This window comes from Mucilaginibacter gossypii (assembly GCF_017569325.2).
Taxonomy (GTDB): domain Bacteria; phylum Bacteroidota; class Bacteroidia; order Sphingobacteriales; family Sphingobacteriaceae; genus Mucilaginibacter; species Mucilaginibacter gossypii.
In genome coordinates, this window is record NZ_CP071878.2 from 3,879,961 (window position 1) to 3,902,316 (window position 22,356).

12 protein-coding genes and 1 riboswitch are annotated in these 22,356 nt (G+C 42.4%); all 12 genes read right to left on the reverse strand.

Features of this window, described 5'->3' with window-relative positions; translation table 11 throughout:
• Positions 1 to 4 precede the first annotated feature (4 nt).
• Positions 5 to 3,187 carry a SusC/RagA family TonB-linked outer membrane protein gene (locus J3L18_RS16290; RefSeq protein ID WP_208102428.1) on the reverse strand — a complete coding sequence of 1,061 codons (3,183 nt, stop codon included), beginning with the start codon at positions 3,185 to 3,187 and terminating at the stop codon, positions 5 to 7.
• A 471-nt stretch (positions 3,188 to 3,658) separates the two neighbouring features.
• Positions 3,659 to 7,846, reverse strand: a complete 4,188-nt coding sequence (locus J3L18_RS16295; RefSeq protein ID WP_129569301.1) for a hybrid sensor histidine kinase/response regulator transcription factor — start codon at positions 7,844 to 7,846, stop codon at positions 3,659 to 3,661.
• Between the two features lie 171 nt (positions 7,847 to 8,017).
• Positions 8,018 to 8,560, reverse strand: coding sequence for an isopentenyl-diphosphate Delta-isomerase (gene idi, locus J3L18_RS16300; protein WP_223266162.1), 543 nt, complete (start codon positions 8,558 to 8,560; stop codon positions 8,018 to 8,020).
• A gap of 177 nt (positions 8,561 to 8,737) precedes the next feature.
• Complete coding sequence (locus tag J3L18_RS16305; protein WP_129569300.1) at positions 8,738 to 10,174, reverse strand: SusD/RagB family nutrient-binding outer membrane lipoprotein; 1,437 nt, start codon at positions 10,172 to 10,174, stop codon at positions 8,738 to 8,740.
• 6 nt (positions 10,175 to 10,180) lie between these two features.
• Positions 10,181 to 13,363 carry a SusC/RagA family TonB-linked outer membrane protein gene (locus J3L18_RS16310; protein WP_129569299.1) on the reverse strand — a complete coding sequence of 1,061 codons (3,183 nt, stop codon included), beginning with the start codon at positions 13,361 to 13,363 and terminating at the stop codon, positions 10,181 to 10,183.
• A gap of 335 nt (positions 13,364 to 13,698) precedes the next feature.
• Complete coding sequence (locus J3L18_RS16315; protein ID WP_129569298.1) at positions 13,699 to 14,268, reverse strand: TlpA disulfide reductase family protein; 570 nt, start codon at positions 14,266 to 14,268, stop codon at positions 13,699 to 13,701.
• A gap of 121 nt (positions 14,269 to 14,389) precedes the next feature.
• A riboswitch (SAM riboswitch) is annotated at positions 14,390 to 14,503 on the reverse strand.
• Between the two features lie 304 nt (positions 14,504 to 14,807).
• Complete coding sequence (locus tag J3L18_RS16320) at positions 14,808 to 15,596, reverse strand: isocitrate lyase/PEP mutase family protein (RefSeq protein ID WP_129569297.1); 789 nt, start codon at positions 15,594 to 15,596, stop codon at positions 14,808 to 14,810.
• Between the two features lie 132 nt (positions 15,597 to 15,728).
• Positions 15,729 to 16,109, reverse strand: coding sequence for a YybH family protein (locus J3L18_RS16325; RefSeq protein WP_091162977.1), 381 nt, complete (start codon positions 16,107 to 16,109; stop codon positions 15,729 to 15,731).
• A 71-nt stretch (positions 16,110 to 16,180) separates the two neighbouring features.
• Positions 16,181 to 16,996: a DUF6597 domain-containing transcriptional factor gene (locus J3L18_RS16330; protein WP_129569296.1), complete on the reverse strand. Its 816-nt coding sequence runs from the start codon at positions 16,994 to 16,996 to the stop codon at positions 16,181 to 16,183.
• 199 nt (positions 16,997 to 17,195) lie between these two features.
• The gene (locus J3L18_RS16335; RefSeq protein ID WP_129569295.1) at positions 17,196 to 19,337 is read right to left on the reverse strand and encodes a glycoside hydrolase family 43 protein; all 2,142 of its coding nucleotides are present in this window, start codon (positions 19,335 to 19,337) and stop codon (positions 17,196 to 17,198) included.
• A 37-nt stretch (positions 19,338 to 19,374) separates the two neighbouring features.
• Positions 19,375 to 21,354, reverse strand: a complete 1,980-nt coding sequence (locus tag J3L18_RS16340) for an alpha-L-arabinofuranosidase family protein (protein WP_129569294.1) — start codon at positions 21,352 to 21,354, stop codon at positions 19,375 to 19,377.
• 17 nt (positions 21,355 to 21,371) lie between these two features.
• Positions 21,372 to 22,331, reverse strand: coding sequence for a family 43 glycosylhydrolase (locus J3L18_RS16345; RefSeq protein WP_129569293.1), 960 nt, complete (start codon positions 22,329 to 22,331; stop codon positions 21,372 to 21,374).
• Positions 22,332 to 22,356: the final 25 nt, after the last annotated feature.

Sequence of the window (22,356 nt, forward strand, 5' to 3'; positions counted from 1 at the left end):
CTGATTAAAATTTCACGTTAACACCTAAGTTCAAAATTCTCTGCTGCGGATAAAATTGTCCGCTGCCACTGGTTCCTTCGGGATCGTAATCCTTCACTTTGGTAATGGTGAACAGGTTAAACGCACTTGCATAGACCCTTAAACCTCCAATTTTAAGTTTCGACAGGAAAGGTGCGTTGAAATTGTAGCCTAACTGCACATTCTTTAACCTCAGAAACGAGGCATCATTAAGCCAGAAGGTATTGTTATATAACCCCCCACTAATGGCGTTTGATGCACGGTCGGTTACACGCGGATAGGTTCCGTTAGTGTTCGTAGCACTAAACCTGTTATCGGCCCAGCTGCTGTAGAAGTTACCTATGCTACCTGCCTCAGGCAAAACATACTGGCTAACCTGTGCCTGGCCTGCAAACAATACTGCAAGGTCAAACCCTTTGTATGCTGCGTTAAGGCTAAAGCCATAGGTGATTTGCGGAATATTACCGTATTTGGTACGGGTTTGGTCATCAGCAGTGATTTTGCCATCGTTGTTGTAGTCCAGATATTTCAGATCACCTACTTTGGCTCCGGTTACATGCGGATAGGCATCAAGATCTGCCTGTGTACGGAAGATACCAATGGCATCATAAAGCAGTGACGTACCCAATGGACGACCAGTTTGGCGCTGATAACTTAAAGTACCGCTGGCTTCGTCAATAAAAATGATCTTACTTTTAGCGTAGGTAATATTACCGCTCACACCCCAGCTAAATTCATGGCCGGTATGGTTATAGCCCAACGTAGCTTCAAAACCGTTGCTGTTTACTTTACCAATGTTTTCGGATGGCACTAATGGGTCGGAACCGTAAGGGTTTACGATACCTGATGTACCTGGCAATGATGCATTCCTGGCAGCAAGGATATCAGACCTTTTTTGCTGGAAGTAGATAGCCTCAATTGTGAAGTTATGTAAAAACGAAGCGTTGATACCGATATCCAGTTTTTTTGCAACTTCCCAGGTAATGTTAGGATTTGCAAGCTTTACCAGGTTTACGTTTGGCTGAATAGTATTTGAGCCACTGCCCGGAGCACTGGCTACAAAGCCATTATTAACGAGCACATAGTTATCAAAATACTGGAAACCGTTCACGTTATCATTACCCAGCGAACCGTAAGAGGCCCTCAGTTTCAAATCATCGATAAAGGTAACGCTGTTTTTAAAAAAGTTTTCTTTCGAAATTCTCCAGCCAACTGAAGCTGACGGGAAGTAGCCCCATTGTTTTCCTGATGGAAATATCGAGCTACCATCTGCACGTAACTGGCCTTCAAACAGATATTTTTCGTCATAAGCATAAGCTAAACGGCTGATCACACTGCGACGGTTGTAGTTTGAACTGTAACCCGAATTAAGGTAATCAGTAGCTGCGCTACCACCTTGTGAAAGTTCGGGCAGTTGTGATGAAAGATAATTATAACGCGTAGCATCAAAATACTCAAGGTGATTTTTACTTTGCTCATAACCAACAAAGGCATTGATATCATGCAAACCAAATTTCCTCACATAATTCAACTTTATATTTGAGGTAATAAGCGATTGATTATTTTGCGATTCGAACAATGTTGGCTTACTATTATTACCACCAACAACTACCGGAGTATATACTTTTGTAGTTGAGTTATAACTGTAAAGATTATACGGCTTGCTGAAGTTTTTATCAAAAGCATTAGACTTATCTACTGAAAAGAAACCATCTAATGAAAGGCCTTCGATACCCGGAAGGGAGTAGCTACCTCTCAAAATGCCATTGAAAACCTGTGTTGGATTATTGTTGATACCACCAATATCGGTTACCTGCACAGCAGGGTTATTATTTTCGATACCTGTTGTTGGCAACCCGTTAGGATAATATGCTGCTACAATAGGTTTAGCCCTGTACACAGAACGGAAAAGATCACCGGCACCTGTTACCGGGAACTGCCTGTCTTCCTGGCGGCCAGATAATGATAAACCTACCTTTAAGCGCTTGGTAACATTTGCGTCAATGTTTGAGCGGAAATTATATTGGTGATACTTGGTAACACCGCTTTTGTAAATACCATCCTGGTAAAGTGTACCTAATGATACAAAGTATTTTACATCCTCGCCGCCGCCGGAAACCGAAAGACTATGTTGGTTTTGCAATGCCGAACCTTTAAGCGTTTGCTTTTCCCAATCAGTATTTGGATAGTTTAACGGGTCTGATCCGTCCTTGAATTTCTGGATCTGATCGGCAGTGTAAGACTGGTTCGGGCCACCGTTCGGGTTTGAATCGAGGTTAATCTCGTTCATGATCTGGGCATAAGTTGCTGCATCAGCCATTTTTGGCAAACGGGTTGGTGAAGCAAAGCCCTGGTTGAAGCTGTAATTGATGGTCGGCTTACCGCTTTTACCACGCTTGGTGGTGATGAGGATAACACCGTTTGCAGCACGGTTACCGTAAATAGCAGCCGACGCATCCTTCAATACCGACATGCTTTCGATATCGTTCGGATCAAGCCTTTCCAAACCACCTATTTGGCCCGGGATACCGTCAACTACGATAAGTACGTTGTTGCTACCGGTTGTTGCCAAACCACGTACGGTAATATTTGAACCGTCATAACCAGGCTCACCGCTGCGATTATTAACAATAACGCCCGAGAAACGACCGGCGATTGAGTTAGATAAGTTAGGCTGAGGGCTTTTTACCAGTTCGGCACCTTTTACCTGCGAAATGGAGCCTGTTAAGGTTGCCTTTTTCTGAGTACCGTAACCTACAACTACCACCTCATTCAATGATTTTGAGTCGGCTGTTAATTGTACATTGATTGTAGTTTGTCCGTTAAGAACAACCTCCTGAGATGTGTAGCCAATGTAGCTAAACACCAGTGTGCCCGATGAAGCGTTTGGAACATTAAGGCTAAAGTTACCTTTAATATCGGTCACCACGCCGGTTGAAGTCCCTTTTAAGGATACACTTACACCTGGTAATGTTTCACCTTTTTCGTCGGTTACTTTACCGCTAATTCTGGCATCAGGTAAGCGCTGTTCATTAATGGTACCCGCAAAAGCCATTACCGGCATTTGGACTGTAGCGAAACAAGCAACGGCCATGCTGGCCGCAACTACGAAAAAGCGGGGTGATCTTTTCCGATGGGGAGAATCCTTTTCGAGTAAATTTGGTTTCATATGGTTTTAAAAAATTGGTTTTTTAATCGGCTTAAACCTTGCAAAGCGAGGCGCATAAAAACAAGGAAGTGGATTCGGCATCGATAAATTACCGCCCCATTTTGACCTTATTATTTATACACAGTACAAAAGTTTGGTTTAAACCTTGGTTATTGGTAGGGCTAAATTGCGTTTTAAAGCAAAAATGAGTGAGGGGTAAATTCTGAATAAGACAGGGGGTATTTCATAAAAAAGCGCTTAAAAACAGCGTTTGGAGCACTTTTTAAAGAGGGGGTAAATCAATACTGGCAGGGGGACAAAAATAAGTTGTAGTATTTAGCCCCCAAACATTGCTGCGGTTGTCGTGACCTCGTTACTTTGTAAAGAAGGGCCACAAAAACCACTCTTAGCTCTTTGCTGTGAAACTGAAGGCGAAGGGAAGTTGGTCCGGCGAGGTATGAACCAGGTGAATCAACCAACCGATAAACACGATTAATTCTCCTTAATCACATCCCGGTTCACGTTGTAATTGTTGTGAAATGGCTTACGATATTTCTTAATGTAATCAGAAGGGTTTATCCCGAACAACTTATTAAACTGTTCCCTGAAGTATTTCAAATCATTTAAGCCCACTTTGTAGGCCGTTTCGTAAACTGTGCTATCGGTTGTAAGCAATATTTCGGCAGCCTTACGCAAGCGGATAAAACGGATAAAACTGTTTGCCGATTGCCCGGAAATAGATTTGATCCGCTTGTACAAATTAGAGTGGCTCATGCCTATTTCGGCAGCCAGTGTTTTAATGCTGAAATCCGGGTCGGTTAAGTGCTGTTCAACTATCTGGAGGCATTTTTCCAAAAACTCCTTGTACTCCTGCGAGATCTTCAGATCGTTTGATTTGTTAAGGGTTATTTCATTATAGAAATACTTCTGCAGGTTGTTCCTGCTTTTCAGGATCCCGTTAACACGGGCCACCAGGATCTCTTTTTCAAAAGGCTTGCTAATATAATCGTCCGCCCCTCCTTCAATACCTTTAAGCTTTATTTCGGGCGAGGAACTGGCGGTAAGCAATATCACGGGGATGTGGTTCAACACAGGATCTTCCTTAATACGGCTACATACCTCAATACCGCTTAGCCCCTGCATCATTACGTCGCTTATCACAATATCGGGTACCAGGTGATAAACAAGTTCCAGACCATCCGTGCCGTTATCGGCCTCAAAAATCTCAAATTCGCCGCTAAAAATTTGTTTAAGGTAAGTACGGATCTGTTGGTTATCATCAATCAGCAGCATGGTTTTGGTATCGGAACTTAAAGCCTCAGAACTTTTGGCTGCGACGGCGTTTTCAGCTTCAACGGCGACTAATTCACCCTTATTCTCCATCAGCTCATCCAGGAACACCGAAGTTTCGGCAACATCTTCAAAAACAAATTGCTGCCCAAAATGCTCCCGGCCTTTTAACAGCGATACATGAAACGCCGTACCCTGCCCCTGCTGGCTGCTATAAGCGATGCTGCCTTTATGATTTTCAATAAATGCTTTAACCAAATATAGCCCGATACCAAAACCGCCTGCCATTGGCGCCGAATTTTGCAACTGGTAAAACTTGCCGAATAACTGATCGCCGGTCCCCTCGGCTATTCCACAGCCACTATCCTTTATCTCAATGGTAATTTTATCGTTAAAATCGGCTATTGTACAAGTTACTATGCCATACTCCGGTGTAAACTTCAACGCATTCGAGATGAGGTTAAACAGAGCTATTTCCATTTTTTCCCTGTCGGCATAAATCTCCATCGCATCCCTTTGACTTACAAAATCAAACTGAATATGCTTGGTACGTGCCTGGTGACTAAAACATAAAAACACCTCATGACAAAGGGATACGATATTGAGCCTTACTATTTTAAGCTTATCGGTGTCGCTTTCGGCTTTCCTGAACAGTAAAAGCTGATCAACCAAACTCAAAAGACGCCGTGCGTTGCGATAAATGATATGCAAATTGCCAGCGTCATCAGTAACCTCGCCCTTCCCGAACAACATATCCTTTACCGGGTTGATGATGAGCGTTAATGGTGTACGGAACTCATGCGAAATATTGGTAAAAAAAGAAAGTTTACGCTCGTTAAGCTCCTTATCTTTTTCGGCCGAAAGCTGGGCTACTTTAACCTCGTATTTAAGCCTGGTTTGGCGGTTTCTGTAAAGTATATAGTAATAAGTTACAACCCCTGCTGCTGCTATATAAATTAAATAAGCCCACCAGGTTTTATACCAGGGCGGCAGGATCTTAACCTGTAAGGTGGCATAATTATCAAACCACAAGCCATCCTGGTTGGATGCTTTTACCCTGAACGTATATTCTCCGGGTTCAAGGTAGCGGTAAGTCGCAAGCCGCTGATCGCCAACATAGTTCCAGGTTTTATCAAGGCCATCCAGTTTATAAGCAAACCCGCCTTTATCCGGATAGGTATAATTTAACGAGGCATACTGGATAGAAAATACCGACTGATCGGGCTGTAATGTGATCTGCCTTGCCTGGTTAATGGCTTCGGGCAATACTGTACGGTCCTTGTCAAGCCCGCCAACTTCAACCTGCTTACCAAAAATTTGTAATCCGGTTATAATAACTTTTGGTTTATAGTCGCTTTGATTTACTTTTTCAGGGTCAAAAAAGTTAAGCCCTTCTGTTCCTCCAAAATACATCAATCCATTAGCCGAATCAAACAAAACAGACCCTGCGTTAAACTGCCCGGCCTGTAACCCATCCGACTGATCATAATTTAAGATCTTGTTATTCCGTACATCAAGGTTTGATAAGCCTTTATTGGTACTTAGCCACAATGAACCATCGGATGATTCCTTAATGGCCGATACTGTATTATTAGCGAGACCATTAGTTTCATTAAATTTTCTAAAAACCCGGTTTTGAAGATCGTATGAAATTAGTCCATCGCCTTCAGTTCCTATCCATAACCTGTGTTGTTTGTCGGGATGGAGTGAAAATATCACCTGACCTGGTAAATTGCTTTTTTCATCGGCGGGTTTAAAATACCTGCTGAATTTCTTTTGCCCGGCGTTATAAAAATCAAGTCCCCCGCCATAAGTACCAACCCATAAATTACCTTTATCGTCTTCGGCAATTGATCTTACATCGTATGAAGTGAGGCCGCTATTGGCAGGTGTATAGTTGGTGAAGGTCTTTGTAACGGCATTAAACAGGCACAAGCCGCCGCCGTTGGTGCCAATCCATAAATTCTTATGCTTGTCCTGGTAGATAACCCGTACGTCGTTACCACCCAGGCTTTTGTTATTTGCCTGGCTGTGTACGTAGTTGACAAACGAATCTGTTTTCTTGTTATACTGCAAAAGCCCCTTTGCATAAGTACCAAACCATAAATTACCATCCTGATCGGTATAGCCGAATAAAATGGCATTATCGGTAATACTGCCGGGTTGCCCATCTGCTTTGTATTGCTTTATCAGGGTGCCGTTATGGCTGGTTTTGTAAATCCCCTCGCCATCAGTGCCCAGCCATAAAAAGCCGTCGCTATCCTGGCACAGGCCATAAAACCTTACCAAGCTTTCGCCGCTGGCCCCATATCGCTTTTTAGCAATCTTTGAAAATTTCTCCTTAATGCTGCTCACCATGTAAATGCCATCGCCATAGGTACCTACCCAAACATTTTTATCCTTATCTATATAAAGTGTTTGAACAGAGCGCTGTGTAAGGTAATATCCGTCATCGCCGGTTACCGGCTGAAGAAAAAAGTTATTAATGTTGTAGTTAGGGCTTGTGCCGATGTTAACTTTAAACAGACCGCCATCCTGCAGACCTACAAGCAATTGTTTATCGCTATCCTCAATAACTGATATGTATCGTTTACTTTTAATATCTTGCTGACTGGTTTGCAGTAAGGTAAATTTATTTGATTGCCTGTTGTAGTAGCCGAGCCCGCTTCCGGTTGCTATCCACATGTTGTGAAAATGATCTTCAAAAATGTCATTGATCCGGGTACCCGGCAGGTTGGCTATTGGAGGGCCTATGCCCGCAAGGTTGGCTATTACACCATCCTTATGACTAAAAACATTGATGCTGCCTTCCTGTGTACCCACCCATACCAGGCCCCTTGAATCTTCGTACAAACAGAGCACCCTGTTACTTGACAACCGGGATAAATTGGCTTGGGTGTAATTAACAACCTTTGCCGATTTGGTATTGAAATAAGAAAAGCCCTGCCCATAAGATGTGATCCATAAATTACCATCATGGCTTTGAATGATATTACTGATATCGTTTTTGACGGCCCTGTTAGAGGTGAATTTATAATGGATAAACTTTTCTGTACGGCTATCAAATTTGCTGAGGCCGTTTCTTGACGATACCCAGATACTGCCATGAACATCGCACAAAACTTTTTGTACATAGTTACTGGCCAGCGCAGTTGAATCGCCCAGGCGCGATTTAAAAATCTTAAAAGTTGTACCGTCAAAACGATTGAGGCCATCATTGGTGGCAAACCACATAAAACCCTTATCATCCTGTGTAATGCTATTTACAATACCAAAAGAAAGACCATTTTTTAAAGAATAATTGAGGATCTTATTTTTGATGGGCGACTGGGCATGGGCCGAGGAAATGATCAAACAAAGAACAATGCAGCAAAAGAATCCCTTTTTCATTAACAAGTTGCAGGCTGTGAATTACACAAATAATTGGAAGATTAAAGCTACCTAATTAATTGTAAAGTAAACAATAATATTACAAAAATGTAAAATAGCCGTTACAATAAGGAAAGATTCGTTTATTCGGGCTATAGCAAATTATCAGTCCGGCGTTATTTACGACGACGATCACAACCCATCAGCGATCTGTAATTGCTGATAATGATCCATTACCTCGTCGAAACATATGGCGAGCCACCTGGTATAATCGCCCGGGTTTTCTTTCAGGTCGACTGCCAGCCGGGCCATCGTTATGTATTTAAATGAGGAGACCTCGTCATGGTCAGGGATCGGCAAAGCATCAGTGATGCCAAAAAACACATGATCGTATTCATTTTCAACCAGATCGTCCTGGATAGCTGCACAGTAAACAAAAGAAAATACAAAGTTAAGTTCGGCGGCCATTCCCATCTCCTCCTGTAGCCTGCGATGGGCTGCTGCAAATGTGAGTTCGCCGGGCCTTGGATGGCTGCAGCAGGTGTTTGTCCATTTACCACCCGAGTGGTATTTGCCTTCGGCGCGTCGCTGTAACAGGAGCTCTCCTTTTTTATTAAAAATAAAAACTGAAAACGCACGGTGTAGCTTCCCCTGAAGATGCGCCTCCATTTTTTCCATAGTGCCAATTTCCTGATCATCGCGATCAACCAAAATCACGGTTTCTTCTATCTTCACTCGCTATAATTTGTTGTAATCTTCCTGATGAGACACGCAGATCTCCGGAATTTCTTGTTATTTTTTGTTAATCCTAAAAACAGGGCCAAAGCCATACCGCAAATTTCAGCTTTATTTTCAATAAAAAACGGATTTCCTTTTGGAGAAACCCGTTTTATTTTACGAAGTGACACTTGTTTAGTTTACATCAAACCAAAGCTTGGTAGTAAGCGCATCGGCTCCCTGTGCTGCTACTGCCGACTGGTAATTAGTTTTGTTCAGCGATTGCTCTGTTCCCGGATAAATAAACCTTACCGGTATTTTACCATTAAGTGTACCTGCAACTGCCGGCTGTAATTGCGGATAATCAAGCCTGCGCCATTCGGTCCAGCCTTCCAATCCCTGGCCAAACAGCGCTAACCACTTTTGCTCGCCTATTGATTTTTTATAATTAGAAGCATCATATTGCACTGCCGGCTGCGCTATATAAGTAGCGATATCAGCCGAAGCAATACTGTACTGTGCCAACGCAGCAGCAACCGCCTGACTGTATAATGAAGCGGCATCTTCGGTAGTAAAACCGCGAGCGGCAGCCTCTGCCCTGTCAAACAAGCTCTCCGCATAGCTTAATATTACAGCAGGGGCATGTGGTGCACGAAAATAAGTGCCTGGTTTAGAAGTTTTGGTGAAGCCGTAATTGCTGGCATCGCCCACCAACAAACCGTTTGGCAAGCCAACATAGGTTTGAGGCGTTACATCCTGTGTTTTAGCGGCATATATTGATAAGCGGGGATCATTAAGTGCAAACAGCTTATCAACTATAGTTTTGCTGATACGGTAATCGTCACGGGTATCAAACAGGTTGCTTACCGGATTTTGATTTGGCGAATCTAAATAAACCAACTGCGCGGTTTCGACATTCGAACTGATGTATGAACCGCCTTCGGTCTTAATATCATCTAATACTTGCTTAGCTTTTGCAGGTTCCCTATCGGCAATGAGCAAGGCGATGCGAAGCCTTAACGAGTTGGCAAACTTTTTCCATGAAGCAATATTGTTGCTATAGATCACATCTCCTGCTATAGCTTTGCCTGATGGATCAAGCGCCGTTTGAGCAGCTTTAAGGTCATCCAGCAAAGCAAAATAAACATCCTTTTGGGTGTCATAAGCCGGGGTAAGGTACTGATCAATATTGGTGGCCCGCCTGTAAGGAATATCCCCATAAGCCTCTGTTAATAAGCTAAATGCCCATGAACGAAGTACCAGTGCAACGCCTTTATAATTGGTATTACCCTGGGCATCGGCAAGTTTGATGATCTGGTTAAGGTTTACAATGCTTTTTGAATAGCCCGTGCTCCACAGCTCCTCAAACGCACTACTGGCGTAAATATACCTGTCGGGGTCGGTGTATTGAATTTTAGACCAATACTGCACAAAAAGCAGACTGGCATCCATGTTATTGGCTACACCCCAATAGGTATCTGCCGTTGCTTTGGTGGCTGCGGTTAATAAATAGTCGGGCTGTGCTATTTGTGAGCCGTTGGGGTTTTGATTGATCTTTAACAGATCCTTTTTGCACGATGTTACCGATAATAAAACCGCGGCAGATAATATGCTGATATATTTAAGTTTCATGATGTTTTAAAATTTAAGGTTTACGTTGAAACCGATGTTACGCACGGTAGGCAGGGTAAGATCTTCGAGGCCCTGTCCGTTTCCTGCATTAAAGGCTGTTTCCGGATCAATATTCGGTGCGTTTTTATGGATGATCCACAAGTTACGGCCAACTACCGAAAATGTAGCTCCCTGGAAACCAATCTTATTCACCCATTTAGCAGGTAAAGAGTATCCCAGTTTTACTTCGCGAAGCTTGATGTATGAGGCATCGTAAACAAATGCTTCGTCAATATTGGTAAAGCCTTTGTAATATGATTGCGCAGGGATAATAGTGGTATTTGGCGAACCATCGGCCTTAACGCCTTTAAATATCATACCATCATTATAAACGGTTACACCCCCAGGGGCTGCACCGGTAACCTGCACAGCAGCAGCCGAAGTATTGTTGCCCGGGTAATAGTAACTTAAGCCTCCGTTAGCAGCGCCACGGCCCGGTAAGGTAGAAGCCAACACGCCGGTATAAGTACCTGTACGGTTGGTGTTTGAATAAATGGATCCGCCAAAACGTGCATCAACCAAAAAGCTCAGGTTAATCCCTTTGTAGGAGAAGCTGTTATTGATGCTTCCCAACCAATTTGGAGTGAATTTACCTAAATAACGTTTGGTGGTATTAAATACAGGTGTACCATTAGCGTCGATAATAATCTGACCTGAAGCATTACGTGTGTATGCGGTACCATACAAAGCACCATAAGGCTGACCAAGCGATGCTAAAACCTGCACTGTACGATCAGTGCCTAATACCACACTCTGTAAGCGGCCATCGGCATCAAGCGAAGCTACCTTACTGCGGTTTAACGAGTAATTTGTATTTATGTCCCAGGTAAATCCATTTGATTTAATTGGCGTAACACCTAACTGAACCTCGATACCTTTGTTATTAAGACGGCCACCGTTTATTACTTTTTGGCTGAAACCGGTTGATGAACTTACCTGTACGGTTAGGATCTGGTTAATACTGTTGGTGTTATAAGCACTTACATCTAAATGTACGCGATCATGGAAAAAGCCTAATTCAAAACCGGCCTCTGCCGATGTAGTGGTTTCAGGCTTAAGATGATCGTTCAGATCAATATTAGATATACTCTGTTGCGGATTTGAGCCAAAGAGGTTTGAAGATGTATAAACGTTAATTAACTGAAATGGATCTGTCGCCTTACCTACTTTTGACCACCCACCTCTTAATTTAGCATAACTAAGTACATCGCTTTTAATGCCTAATGCTTCAGATAATATTAAACTGCCATTTACGGAGGGATAGAAATATGACAAGGCATCTGCCGGTAAACTTGACGACCAATCATTACGGGTTGTGAAGTTGATGAACGCGTAATTTCTGAAACCAAGCTGTGCCGAACCAAAATAGCTATAGGTTTTAAGTTTCCCATAGTAATTTGTAGAGACCAGTGGATCGCGGGAGTTGCTCAGCGTGTACAAGCCAGCAACTGCAAGTTTCGGAGCCAACTGATCATTATTTTCGGTCGTCCTCACAGCTATGTTACCACCACCAAATACATCAAGCGAAAAATCGTTATTCAGCTTTTTAGTGTATTGCAACCTGGCTTCGGTGTTATTTTCGTTTACGCTGTAAGCATCCTCTTCGTATGAGCCAAACGGTGTTCCATTGGTGCCGTAGGCTACTTTAATCTTACGCCGGTCATTATAATAATCGGTACCGGTACGGAAGTTTGCTGATAGACCGTCAATGATTTTGTAATTCAGCTCGATACTACCTATCAGGTGATTTTTGTGTTGGCCTACTGTGTTTTCATAAGCCAGCCAGTATGGGTTGCTATAGTAACTATTATTCCAGTTAAAGGTATTACCATTGGCATCCTTGTAATTTTTAAGCCTGTTGATATCAACCTGGCGGCCAAACCAGGTAAACTGCAGCATGGTGCTGGTTGCACGTTTTCCATATGCACCAGGCAGGTTATCAGCATCATCTTTACTGTAATCAACAATTGTATTAACGGTCAATTTATTGTCGATACGATAGCTTGAGTTTAAAGCAAAAGAGTTACGGCCTTGTGAGGTATTGGGTACAATACCGGTTTGGTGCAGGTTATTATAGGATAACCTGAAATCGCTTTTATCGCTGCTGCTCGCAATAGCAATGCCATTATTGAGTGTTACACCGGTTTTAAAAAAATCTTTTACGTTGTCGGGGTGTGCCACGAAAGGTACGGCCTGCCCATTTGAATAAAACTGTGGAATCAGTGAACCATCCAAAGCAGGGCCCCAGCTTTCGTCAACACCATCGTTAACGCCGCCGCCTTTACCATCTACATAGCTGAATTTCCCATTTGAGCCTTGACCATATTGATTTTGATATTCGGGCAATACCTGTACGTTTGAAAAGCTGGTATTGGAGTTTATAGTAACACCTAATCCTTTTGCCCCTTTGCCTGTTTTAGTGCGGATGAGGATAACACCCGCGGCTGCACGTGAACCATAAAGCGCAGCTGCATTCGGGCCTTTCAATACACTTACCGATTCAATGTCTTCAGAATTTAAATCAGAAATGGCATTGGAGAAATCTCTTGAACCATTAGTGCCCAAAAACTGGCTATTATCAACAATAACCCCGTCAACTACAAATAAAGGTTGATTTTCCCGTGAGATAGACGTTTCTCCACGGATAATGATACGGGATGAGCCCATATCGCCCTGGCTGTTGGTAACCTGCACACCGGCAATTTTACCTGTGAGCGCGTTAACAAAATTGGTTTCCTTAGCTTCAGAGATATCTTTCGATTTAAGCCCTTGTACTGCATATCCAAGCGATTTTTTATCCTTTGAGATATTGAGGGCCGTTATCACTACCTCATTCAGAGAATTTGGTGCTTCAACCAAAACCACGTTTAAGGTAGTTATTCCTTGCGTAATCGGGATCTCCTGGGTTGTAAAGCCAATGTAGCTAACCCTAAGCACATCATTAACATTGGCGTTGATGATAAACTTACCATCAACATTGGTTTGTGCACCCGTGGTTTTACCTTTAACAGATACGCTAACGCCCGGCAACGGCAACCCATCGGATTTGGCGGTTACCACTCCGCTAATTTTAACGGATTGCCCCGCAACCGTCTGGACGAGAATAAAAGGCAATATAATTGCCAGTAATAGCTTGTAAATTTTTAACATGATAATTAATAATTGAGATTAATTTTTGATGCCTTTACCAGTACAAAAGACATGGCTATCGCCTTAGCGGGCATAATTTGCCCGGCTCATAAGCCTATCGTAACTGTAAAGAATTGATTAGGGGATGGTAATTATTAAGCTAAGACAAGCTGCAGCAAGCCCGCATTTAAACACCATGCATGCTGTAAATGATTAACAGCAACAATGCATGCTTTGCATATTGAGACAGAAGGATTTGCAGATTGACTGGCTTTCCGAAACGAAAGTTTTCTTGTGTAAAAAAGTAGATTCTGTTTTCATAAAACGGGTATTAAATAAGTACTGATAGATTCTTTTTAATTGATAGACGCTGTTTTGTTGTTTACCAAAGCGTCCACAGCTTTTAACATGGATGCAAATTCCTGTTTATCGTACAAGCGGGTGAGGTAAACAATTTTCCCATCCCGATCGATAACCACATTGCGGGTAACACCGCTCTTTTTGCTGGCAAACCGGCCAAAAATCTCAGCACCAGGATCGAGTGCCAACGGATAGCTTATATTCATGACCTGGTGAAAACTTTTTACTTTGTTGAGCGGTTCATCGCGGTCAACGCCTATTAAAACAAGGCCTTTATCTTTATAAGTCTGCCAGATCTCTTTTTCCAAATGCGGCATTTCTTCTCTGCATACGCTGCACCAGCTTGCGGTAAACTGCAGGATAACCACCTTACCACGCAACTTCGTTAAAGAAGTTTTTGTACCATTGGTCAATACGAGCTCAAAATCGGCAGGAGCAAGATCACCGGTTTTTATGATATAACCGCGGTCGTCAGCTGTCGGATCAATTGCCTTGGTGGTCTGCGCAACAGCCGGCAATGTTGTTATGAAAAGCAAACAGGTAAAAAGTAATTGTTTAATGTTCATTGCTATACAGGTTAAACCGTAATATCATCCCGGTGATATTTTCAATATTTTAATTAGCAAGAAAAATGAAGAGGGAAAAGAAGTATACAACACCTTGCACTATACAAGGCCATAGCGTATTACATTATCTTTTCTACCCTATTTTGGGCAGACAGGAATTAGCACCTTTATAACAGTGGGCTTACAGGTTGCTAAGACATCACAGGGCCTTTCCCTCAGTCTTTCTTGATAATTAAAATATTCAAAGAACCGATTTGACGATGCAAATATATATAAATTCTACTAAAACCATAGACTTTATATAATTATTGCAATAAAATGAATTAACACTTTAAAGTTCTGCAGGCTTATTTACAGAATTTGTTTACTGATTGGATTAGCTGAAACTTTTTGAAGATAAGTTCCATAACAACAAAAAGTCCCTAACGTTCGCTGCCGGGACTTTAACCTAAACTTATTTTGCAGATTATTAAACTACCTTATAATAAGGTGAAACAAGGCAATTAGGTTTTTAATTATTTAGCACTTTTATTCGCCTGTTAACTGGCAGTCCCGTTAAAAAGGGCCGCAAAGCTATTTTCGGCTGTTATTTTTTCGATCAAATTTTCCAGTGACCGGTAGATGTTCATATTCAAAAATGGGCCTGCGCTAATCCTTTTAATGCCCGCATTTTGTAACGCTTTAAAATCCGGAAGGCCGGGCATACACATTACGCTAACCGGGAGGCGCGATAAGGCCGTTATTTTTTCAATATCTGCTATTTGGGTAATGCACGGAAAAAATAAACCATGCACACCTGCACCCTGGTAAAGTTTAGTACGGGTCAAAGCGTCTTCCAGTGCGTTAGGTAAACCAAGCAGAAAGGAATCGGTCCTTACATTTATAAATACCTCTACCCCTGTGGCGCTTAACAATGAAGTTATCTGTTTAAGTTTTGTGGCAAAGCCTACGGCATCAACAATACTTCGCTGGCCATTCACCACTATCGAATCCTCTATATTGATACCCACAACACCGATATTATATAGTTTGGTGATGTTACTGCAGATAGCCTCCGGTGTTTCGCCATAACCACCTTCAAGGTCGACTGTTAGCATGGCTGATGTTGTTGCAGCTATGCGTTTAACAACAAAAAGGTAATCCTCAAAACTCATCTCTTCGCCATCTGCAAAGCCTAATGAGCTGGCAACAGCCGCGCTTGATGTGCCGATTGCTTTAAAATTTAATTTATCATAAACCTGGGCGCTTTGTGCACTCCATACATTGCCAATTTGTAAAGGTTCGGTTTGATGATGCAGGGCTAAAAATTCATTGAATCTATTTTTCATGTTCTTGTTTTTATTTTATGCTCAAAATTAGCTTGAGCATTTTTCTAAAAATTGTATAAAACGGAAGAGATTAGTGAAAGGTGAAACAATAATGGCCGAATAAATCCGGCCATTATTGTTTCTGAATCTAAATCAGGCTACGAGATTAGCCTCAGCTCCAAATGCATGATCGATGACAATTTTCCAGCTGCCGTCGGATTGTTGTTTCATTAACTCTATCCCTTTTGCGGCAATCTGTGTTTTGCCATTGTCGGTAATGCTCCACTCCGATCGGCCGACCGCTACATCGCCTGATTGCAGACAGTAAACTGTTTTGATTTCCATTACTCCGGGCACAGCGCAGATGCTTTTAACAGCCTCTTCAAACTGGGCCCTGCCTGATACTTCTTTTCCCGGTTCCGGAAAAATAATACCGTTGGCATCATACACATTCATAACTACATTTACATCTTTGGTGTTAAAAGCGGCCGCAAGTACTGCGTGCACTTCCTGTGGTGTTTTTGCTGATTTCATTTTGTTGTTTTTTTTATATCAGCAAAACTATGTAGCTCGAATAGCCCAAAATTGTATAAAACGGAAGAGTATTAACTACCCGCCAGGGCCTGGTTTATAGGCGACGCCTGAGCAGCAAATGAGTTAGGTGTAAAACCTGTAAAAAGCTTGAATTCCTTTATAAAATGTGCCTGGTCAAAATAACCGGCGCTGTAGGCTACATTCGTTAGCTTTTCTTCATTAGCGCTAACCAGGCTAAGGCTATGCTGAAAGCGGTTTATTTTGTAAAATAATTTTGGCGGTAAACCTGTATACTGCGAAAAAAGGGTATTAAGGTGCCGTGAGGAAATGTTATAACGGCTGGAAATGGACAGGATATTATCGCCGCTGTAATTCTTTTTAAGACTGCTGACAATATCCCCGATAAATTTGATCTTCGAATACTTTTTTTCGGTCGCCGATAAACGGCTCCGCAAATAATCTTCAATCATGGCCACCTTCGCATTCAGGTCGGCGGTCTCCAATAATTTTAAATAAAGCGTTCTTAATTTAGGTCCGAATACGTGCGTGGCATCAACAATTTCGTTGTTAAATTCTGATACATTTTCATCAAAAAAATAAGCTGCCGAGTGCGGGTAAAAGCGGAAGCCCAGCATGATATTTCGCCCTACCGATTGTATTGCTAAGGGTTTAGTGATCTGCCCCCAGAGCTCTACAGGAGGAGTGGTAAAAAATGTATCGCCTTTCTTTGATCTCCAATTTCCGGCACCGAGGTTAAAGATTACCTCCATGGTACCGCTCGGGAACACAATATCATCGTAGCTTCTGTCCGAATCAGATTCATACAGATAGAAGCACTTAATGTAAGGCTGTAGCCTTGGCTCCGGAAGCAGCTCTTTGAAAACCATGATTACAAATATAGGATACAACCAAGTTCCCAAATTGTAAAAAACGGAACATATTTTTAGTAGCTTAAAGCGGAAGGCATAAAGCTTAAAGGCAATATCTGTTTAACTAATTTGCATAGATTTTATATAAAACAAAAGCTGCCATGTGAACCTTCAACTCGTTCACATGGCAGCCATATTATCATTCAATAACCCGCATTTACTTTTTCACATGTACAGGTTTAATGCCTTCATGTGTAGGCGTAACCTGTTTAATCAACCCTTTATCGTCAAATTCCATTTTATCAATACAAACCTCGCGGTTGTAGCCTGCGGCATCGCCCATGGTAATGCCTTTAGGATAATTGAACCGGTGATAAACAATATACCATTCATCTGTACCCGGGATCTGGATAACTGAGTTATGGCCGGTTCCGTAAACGCCTTTAGCAGCATTTTTGGCAATAACCGTATTTTGCTGAGGAATCTCGATTGGCCCCAATGGAGATTTAGAAGTGCCATAATGCACGCTATAATTAGGGCTCCTGGTATCATTTTCAGACCACATGAAGTAGTACGTACCGTTGCGGTAAAACACATAGGTGCCTTCGTTATAATGAGCGTAAGGTGTAAGGATTTTGGTGGTGCCTGGCTTTAACGAAATCATATCATCGTTTAACTCGGCTACAGCCATATAACCATTTCCCCAGTACAAATAGTTTTTGCCTGTTTGCGGATCGGCAAAAACATCGGCGTCAATCTGCTGTCCGCCTTTAACACCTTCAGGCAATTGTGCTATCAAAGGTTTACCCGAGTCAGTAAACGGCCCTGCCGGATCATTTGCCGTCGCCACTCCTATTTTTTGAGCCGCAGCAAAATAGTAGAAATATTTATACTCATTGCCGATCTTTTTTTCGATGATACAAGGAGCCCAGGCATTCTTTTTTGCCCAGCTCACGTCCTGCGGTAAATCAAGAATCTTACCCTCGTCTTTCCAGTTAACCATATCATCCGAAGAAAAGGCCTTGAAATACTTGCCCGACCAGCCATCAAAACCGTCGCTGGTTGGATAGATATAAAACTTGCCTGTTTTTTCGGCGTACAGGATTTCCGGATCGGCATAGTATCCAGCAATAGCCGGGTTATGGGTTTCCTGGGCTGTAACCTCAAAAACCTGCGTTTTTTTACCTGCAATGGTTACCGAATATTTAACCGGGCCTTTGGTAAAATCCTGCGGCTTTATAGGGCTGATAGTAACGCCGGGGAACAAGGTAAACCGGGGATCAAATGATTTTAAATTAGTACCCGGTATTACAGGCAGGTGAACTTTATGGTTCGCCGTATCTAAAACGATATTGATAGTTTTAATCTGCTTGTTTAACGGCGCAAGTATGACATCTTCAGGCGTTTCCCATTTCGCAGTTAATGCCGCCGCTTCCTTTGAAGTTATTGGCATCACTGTACCATGGCGCGGATGAAAATTCATGGATACCTCATCGTCAATCAGTTTAAAGTTTTCGAGATCGGTTGTCCTGGTAAACTGGTATTTACCCTGGGTATACATATCATACATCAAAATATAACCGCTACCATCGTTTAATTTAAAAGTACCTGCCCCTTCTACCGGGTCTTTGGTTTGCTGTACGTATTTATCACGCAATACATAGCCAGAAGTTAGCTTATCTGATACCGCTATTTTTATACCTGCACCCGATCCTTCTGTTTTAAAAAACAGGTAATATTTATTGTTCTTGTAAACAATATCGCCGTCTATGCAGGCACCGCCATCCGGCTTAAAGAAAAGCTGTTTAGGCTCGGTTTCAAGACCTGTAAAATCTTTATTGGCATAAGCATAATAGATCTTGTCTGCCTCTTCGCCAAAACGCATCGACCAGTAGATCATATACTGTTTCTTCTGCGGATCATAAATGGTTTGCGGTGCCCATACCCTGTTCACGCCTGCAAACTTTTCATAAAGTTTGGTGATATCAATGGTTTTCGAGCTCCATTGTACCAGGTCGGTTGATTTGAGCAATACCATAGAATAATCCGGTCCCCAGCCATATTTTTCGGTGTTCATGTCTGTGGCAACCATATAAAATGTTTTACCGTCGGCAGCTCGCATAATATGCGGATCCCGAACGCCGCCGGTAGCACTGATATCCGCTGAATTTAAAACGGGGTGATTGTTATTCAGCGCACGGAAATGATACCCATCGTTACTCAAAGCAAAACGAATTTCTTCGCCGCCTTTGCTGCCTGTAAAATAAGTAAAGAGATAAGCACTGAATTTTTGCTGCGACTGTGCTATAACCGCCGTATAAAAGCTGACTAAAACGCCCAGTAAAACTATTTTTTTCATGTATAATTGATTTGTTATTTTCGAATATTCAGGATAATTATTTGTGCTTTTCCATCTCTCTGCTGCTAATTCTGACAACCGTCAATGAATAGGCAGGAACAGTAAAAGCCCACTTTTTTTGCAATTTTATTACTGATGATTGAGGGACGATAGCTTGCGGATTGCCGGCAGAATTCTTCACCTCCGGATTGCCTGTAATAACAGTAAGCGTTGCCGATTTGGGTAGTTGACCAATTTTTGACAGATCTGCCTCTCCCGAAACAGGAGCATTACCGGCATTGGCAATTTTCAGGATCAGATCCCCAGTCGCAGAGTCGCGCACGGTTGAAACACCTGCCGTGGTATCCAATACAGTTTTTTCGCCTTTCATTTTTATTACACCCGGCAAATACTCATTGCCCGAATTAACGGCAAACTGCCGCTGAACATAGTAGTTTACCGTTGGGAAAACCTGAGTGCCATTAAAATATATCAGGTTCGGGTTCCATGATGTATGGCCTATCCTGGCAATAAGCGGCGCGTATGACGCCATTCTAACCACGTCTCCGTTACGTTCTAAACTGATCATGTAAACCGCTTCTGATAAGGCATTAAACAAGGTATTACCCCAGGAAGCATATTCGCCTATATAAACTTTTGACCTTAACCTGTTATATGAATCATAACGTGAGGTATTTTTCAAAAACCATTGCGGTTTTTCATAATAATGCTCATCAACAATGCCAACCGAAAGCTGATCGGCCAACTTCCATCCTTTTTCAAAATCTTCGCCTTTCGGACTTGGCCCAACCGTACCAATAATCTTAATTTCGGGATGGGCTTTGTGCACTGCATCATAAATCATCCTAAACCGTTCTTCAAATACGCCGGTGATCTTATCCTCATTGCCGATGCCGAGGTACTCCAGGTTAAAAGGTGCGGGATGACCTGCAGCGGCACGCTTTGCGCCCCAGGTAGAAGTGACCGGCCCATTAGCATATTCTATCAAATCAAGTACATCCTGTACATAAGCTTTCATTTCTTCCATCGGGATACCCTTTTGTCCGGTGCCTCCTATTTTCCAGGTTCCACCCGAATTTTGACAACTTACGCCTGCCGCAAGCACCGGCACCGGTTTTGCCCCGATATCCTCACAAAACTGGAAATATTCAAAATAACCTAAACCTGCTGTTTGGTGATAGTTCCAGATATTACGTTGCTCTACCCTTTGCTCAACCGGGCCGATGGTATTTTTCCAGCGATAAATGTTGGCGATACCATCACCATGAGTGAGGCAGCCGCCGGGAAAACGCATAAACTTTGGCTTTATATTGGCAATAACCTGTGCCAGATCGGCCCGTAATCCATTTTTATGATTTTTAAAAGTTTCTTCCGGGAACAATGACACCATATCTATCCCGATTTTTCCTTTTGCTTTAATCAGCAATACCAGTTTAGCACTATCGTTATCAAAATTCACATGAATCTGTTCGGCGTATTTTTTCCAGCCTTTATCAGATGTTGTAAATGAGGAAGAACCTAATTCTTTACCCTTCCGATCAACAAGAGCTACTTTTACAGGTAAAGACTGATCTGAAATTGCATTTAAAAAAACTGAAAAGTTATAGTTTTTACCCGCCTTTACAGGGATCCCATCAAACCCTGAATTTTCAAGTCCCACTCCTTTTTGCCCTTCATCCTGAATATCAAGTAAAATATAATGCGGGTTATTGGGATGAACCGGGGCAGCAGTTTCTACAGAAATGGTACCGTAGCCAAAACCATCCGTCTGATATTTCCAGGCAGTCATCGAATTCCAGTCGCGGTTATCGGCCGGGCTATACTCAAATGAGCGGTTCTGAATAAGCTCGGCATAAAGGCCTCCATCTGCCGCATAACTTAAATCCTCAAAAAAAATCCCGAAAAGGTCAGGACTGATCTTTCTTGGCTTTGCGGCATCGCCTTTTTGCTGTGCAGAGGCTCCAAGCCAGGTAAATACCATAATTACTAACAGCGCTGTAAAGGCTATTTTTTTCATCACAACAGGTTATAGGGTTAATTAAACTTTTGTACTCCTTTTGTACTTACCTTTTTGATATTTCCATCTGTGTCAAAATTTAAACTATCAAGACACAGCTGCCGCAATACAAAGGATTCCTTTTGCGGAAAAATGCGGTGATATAAAATATAGCGCTGTCCTTTTTCAACAAAAGTGGTATGGTGGCCCGGGCCAATCACGGTACTATCCGCAGAAGTATTCAATATAACCCGGTGCTCATCCTCCTGAAAAGGCCCAAGCGGGCTATTTCCTTTCGCATACCCTACCTGGTAGGTTGCATCAATGGCTTTACCCTCCGAAAACATGAGGTAATAGGTTTGATTGCGTTTAACCATATGTGCGCCTTCAAAAAAATGCGGCGTGGTGATATTTTTTGGCGCTCCGTCAAACGAAACCATATCGTCCTTTAGCTTTACGGCCATACAATGCCCGTTGATCCATTTATACCCCGATCCCCAATACAAATAAGCGCTGCCGTCACTATCAATAAAGCAATCCGGATCGATATTATGCACCTGCGGATAATCTGTAGATTTTACCATAGGCGTATTGTCGCTCTTTAAATTTTTCCAGGGGCCAAGCGGTGTATTGCTTACGCCTCCCCAAACCTCACCGCCTACAGCTACATACATGTAAAATTTGTTGTCCTTTCCTTTTACTACAGATGGCGCCCAAACCATTTCGTTGAGCGAGGTTGGAGTGGTGCAGGCTTGTTTGGTAGGCCAGTTGATATGATGCCTCGTAAACTTAATAAAATCGGTAGTCTCCAATACGGCCAGCTCTTTATCGCCCCAGGGATCAATTGTGGCATAAATAAAATAGCGGCCTTTATCTTTCACAATAGTTGGATCGGCGAAGTATCCCCCGGTTATTGGATTTGGGATCATTTGCTTTTGTGCACGCGAAGCTGAGCCAATCAAAACAAGTGTAAAAAAGAAAAGTATGCGCTTGGTCATAATGAAGGTAAAAACAATTCAATAT